Genomic DNA, 3,124 nt, shown 5'->3' with positions numbered 1-3,124 from the left:
ACTATGTGCTTACCGCTACCAGGTCACACTCGGGACTTTCACCCGTTAGAATTCACCCATGCCGGGCAAACTAAAGATGCCCCATTCTTATGGGACACCTTTTATTTACTATTCACGATTAACCATTTAATACTTTCAACGATTCCCGGTTGAATGCCGGAATATCGTTTGGGTTACGGCTCGTAACGAGATCGTTATGACACACGACAACTTCTTCATCTTTGAAATTAGCACCAGCATTAATCATATCTTGTGCAATTGATTTATACCCTGTAGCCATACGACCTTCTAATGTTTTTGCTGTAATTAATAATTGTGGACCGTGACAAATAGCTAATACCGGTTTATTCTTGTCGGCCATAAACGGTTTGACGAATTCAACAAAACGATCATCTGCCCGTAATTGGTCAGGTGAAAAACCACCAGGAATAAACAAGGCATCAAAATCCTCTGGTTTCACGTCATCAATGGAAGCGTCGATTTCTACTTCCGTTTCACCTTGTTTACCTTGTACGACTTTCCCTTTTTCTTTTTCAATCGTTACCACTTCATGGCCTGCATCCTTAAATGCATTTACAGGCTCTGTATATTCAATGTCCTCGAATAAATCAGTGATAACACATGCGATTTTTTTACTCATTTATTACATCCTCCTCTAAAATATAGGATTATGCCTACATTAAACAAGTTTCCCACATGAGCATCTACTCAAACATCACGGATGATTATGCTTCGTTAATTTCGGCTGGCTGTTCAGGTCTTTTCCAAATTAACTCTAAAATAACAGCGATAGCAGTTCCGACTAATAACCCGTTGCTGACGACTTGTTGAACCATATCAGACAATCCCGAGAAACTATCCGCTGGGAAGAACATTAATCCTGAGCCGATTAATAAGGAAACCGTAATAATTGTTGTATTTCGGTCATCCAATCGATTTGAAAATAAGTTTTTAATTCCTAAGCCCATCAACTCAACAAAAGTAGCTAGTAAGGCCGCATTCGCAATTGGAGCTGGAATTTGTGCTAGGTAATAAATCATGCTCGGAAAAAAGGAGGCTAATATTAGTACAGCCGAAGCAATCAAGAATGGTCGAATTCTTTTTTCACCGGTTAATTTTAAAAACCCTGCTGAAGAGGCCAAAGTACTTACGGCAATACCTGAGAAAATTCCTGATATCCCATGGTTTACTCCTAATGTAAAACTAGACCGATTCATATCCCCATAAGAAACTCTCGCTTTTTCTTCTCTTACATCTGTAACGGCAGAAAGAGCTGCGACAATATTTGAAAGTAAAATGACAGCTGTTAAGAGTGCGATCGGTATGAGACTCCAATCCCAAATCGGCGTTCCCCAAGCAAACCATTCAGGTGCTGAGATCATCTGAAGACCCTTCGGTTGTTTGGAGCTTGTCCCGATAAAAAGTTCATATACAACCCAACCAACCACAATTCCGATCAAAACAGCATAACTTTTCTTCCATCCGTGTGAAAACAACGACAATACCAACACTAAAATAAATGTAATAAAGCTGACGATTGTCGCATCAATTTGAATAACATCGTATTCAGCAACACCCGTCATCCCTTGCAAAAACGTGCCACCCAATTGAACAGTCAATAAAGTTAAAAAGACACCCGTCACAAGAGGGGTGAAAATGGAAATAATTTTTCCGGAAATCTTGAATAAGCCAAATAGCATTAAAAAAATGCCCGTTAAAATCATGGCCATTTCGAGTAGTCGTAATGAATTTTCAGCCGAGCCAGTTGCAGTTGAAATCGTACCTGCAAAAACCGCAAATGTACTGACCCAAATACCTGCAGGACCATCAACGATCGGCATTTTATGACCAATCCATCCTTGCAGAAAACAAGCAACACCCATGATGAAGAATGTCCGTTGCATTAATTGCATGACTTCTATTGAACTCATATCGAATAAAGGACCAATCACGATAGGAATCGCAACGGCATTCGCTAATAAAAACACAAACCATTGAATAATCGAAAACAAAACAACTTCCTCCTGACTGCATACTTCGTTTGTTTCTATTCATTAGCATACTCCTTTTATTCGACAGAATCCAACGGTTTTTCGTGTAAAAATTGGTTTTTTTATGCCGGACAGGAGTAGATAATGATTGGGTTTCCTTTTAAAAAATAAGATCTGTTAAATCTTGCTGTTAATAATTGCTTCAATTAAACAATAAGGAGTTAATATTCTTTCTTAAAATTCAATTAATTATGTTACTCTAAAGTTAATTGAACTTGAACATTGTTGAGTTCATTTATCTTCAGCAAACGGGTCCGCTTGTTGAGTTTAGGGGGGATAATTTGAAAGACTTTATTGGTACATTCGGTTCTTGCCTTATTATTAGTTGGATTCTCTTATTTTTTCTTGGTTTTTTCTTGGAACATATATACATTACAGCAACTATATTTGCCTTCTTTCTGGCCATAATTATAACTATTTTTATAGAACGAGAATCGAGAATTGAAGAATTAGAAAAGAACGTGGAAAGGCTCCTAAATAACCAACAGGGGTCCGAGGAATGAACACTCTCTATAAACCGAGCGCAGTTGTTTGGACTAGATGGTTCGTTCAAATGATTGAAAGGGAGATTGAATTTACTTGAAAAAGATCACTGTATTGATTGTTTTGTTACTTGTGTTGGTGGGATGTAATCAGCGTAATGCCGATTTGGAGGATACCATTAACTCGATTGTGAAAGATGAGAGTAAAAGTGAGATCAAGATTCAATCACTTACTAACGTAGACTGGGATAAAGCATTTCTTTTTACGCCATATAGTACAGAGAAGAGCATTGAAGAACAGCTGGGAACAGGATTTAATGATAAGAGTAATATTGATTTTCGAGATGATATATATTTATCGATTTAGGCGAGAAGACTCCATCCTCAGGCGAAGCCAGGGTGGAGATGAATCGCCTTCGGACAAAAGATGACAATAGTCATCTTCCTTGTCCGAAAATGAGGTTATTACTTCCCAAAACACAAGCTGGTGGTGTATAATTAGAACATACGTTTCCTTGTTAGGAGTGAAGTAATCTTGCTGGTAAACAAAGCCTATCGATTTCGAATCTATCCCAATAAACAACAAGAAAT

General features: G+C 38.0%; 4 protein-coding genes. 2 read left to right on the top strand and 2 right to left on the bottom strand.

The window, feature by feature from the left end; genetic code table 11:
- Positions 1-118: 118 nt before the first annotated feature.
- Together KC820_RS04705 and KC820_RS04700 are read right to left on the bottom strand one after the other, a co-directional pair.
- Entirely contained in the window at positions 119-640 is a 522-nt protein-coding gene (locus KC820_RS04705; protein ID WP_212368666.1) for a type 1 glutamine amidotransferase domain-containing protein, read from the bottom strand.
- 85 nt (positions 641-725) lie between these two features.
- Positions 726-2,012 carry a purine/pyrimidine permease gene (locus tag KC820_RS04700; protein WP_212368663.1) on the bottom strand — a complete coding sequence of 429 codons (1,287 nt, stop codon included), beginning with the start codon at positions 2,010-2,012 and terminating at the stop codon, positions 726-728.
- A gap of 618 nt (positions 2,013-2,630) precedes the next feature.
- Here KC820_RS04700 and KC820_RS04695 point away from each other — a divergent pair.
- On the top strand, positions 2,631-2,900 hold the full coding sequence (locus KC820_RS04695) for a lipoprotein (protein ID WP_144163338.1): 270 nt from the start codon (positions 2,631-2,633) through the stop codon (positions 2,898-2,900).
- 168 nt (positions 2,901-3,068) lie between these two features.
- Positions 3,069-3,124: helix-turn-helix domain-containing protein (locus KC820_RS13665; protein ID WP_419465999.1), on the top strand; the 56-nt coding region annotated here is incomplete at its 3' end.

It is taken from the genome of Allobacillus saliphilus (genome assembly GCF_018138385.1).
GTDB classification, from domain to species: Bacteria; Bacillota; Bacilli; order Bacillales; family Alkalibacillaceae; genus Allobacillus; species Allobacillus saliphilus.
This window is presented reverse-complemented; position numbering and strand designations above follow the sequence as displayed.

Bases quoted from the DNA above. Each gene is read 5' to 3' on its own strand.
- KC820_RS04705 (WP_212368666.1), bottom strand. From the start codon at position 640: ATGAGTAAAAAAATCGCATGTGTTATCACTGATTTATTCGAGGACATT.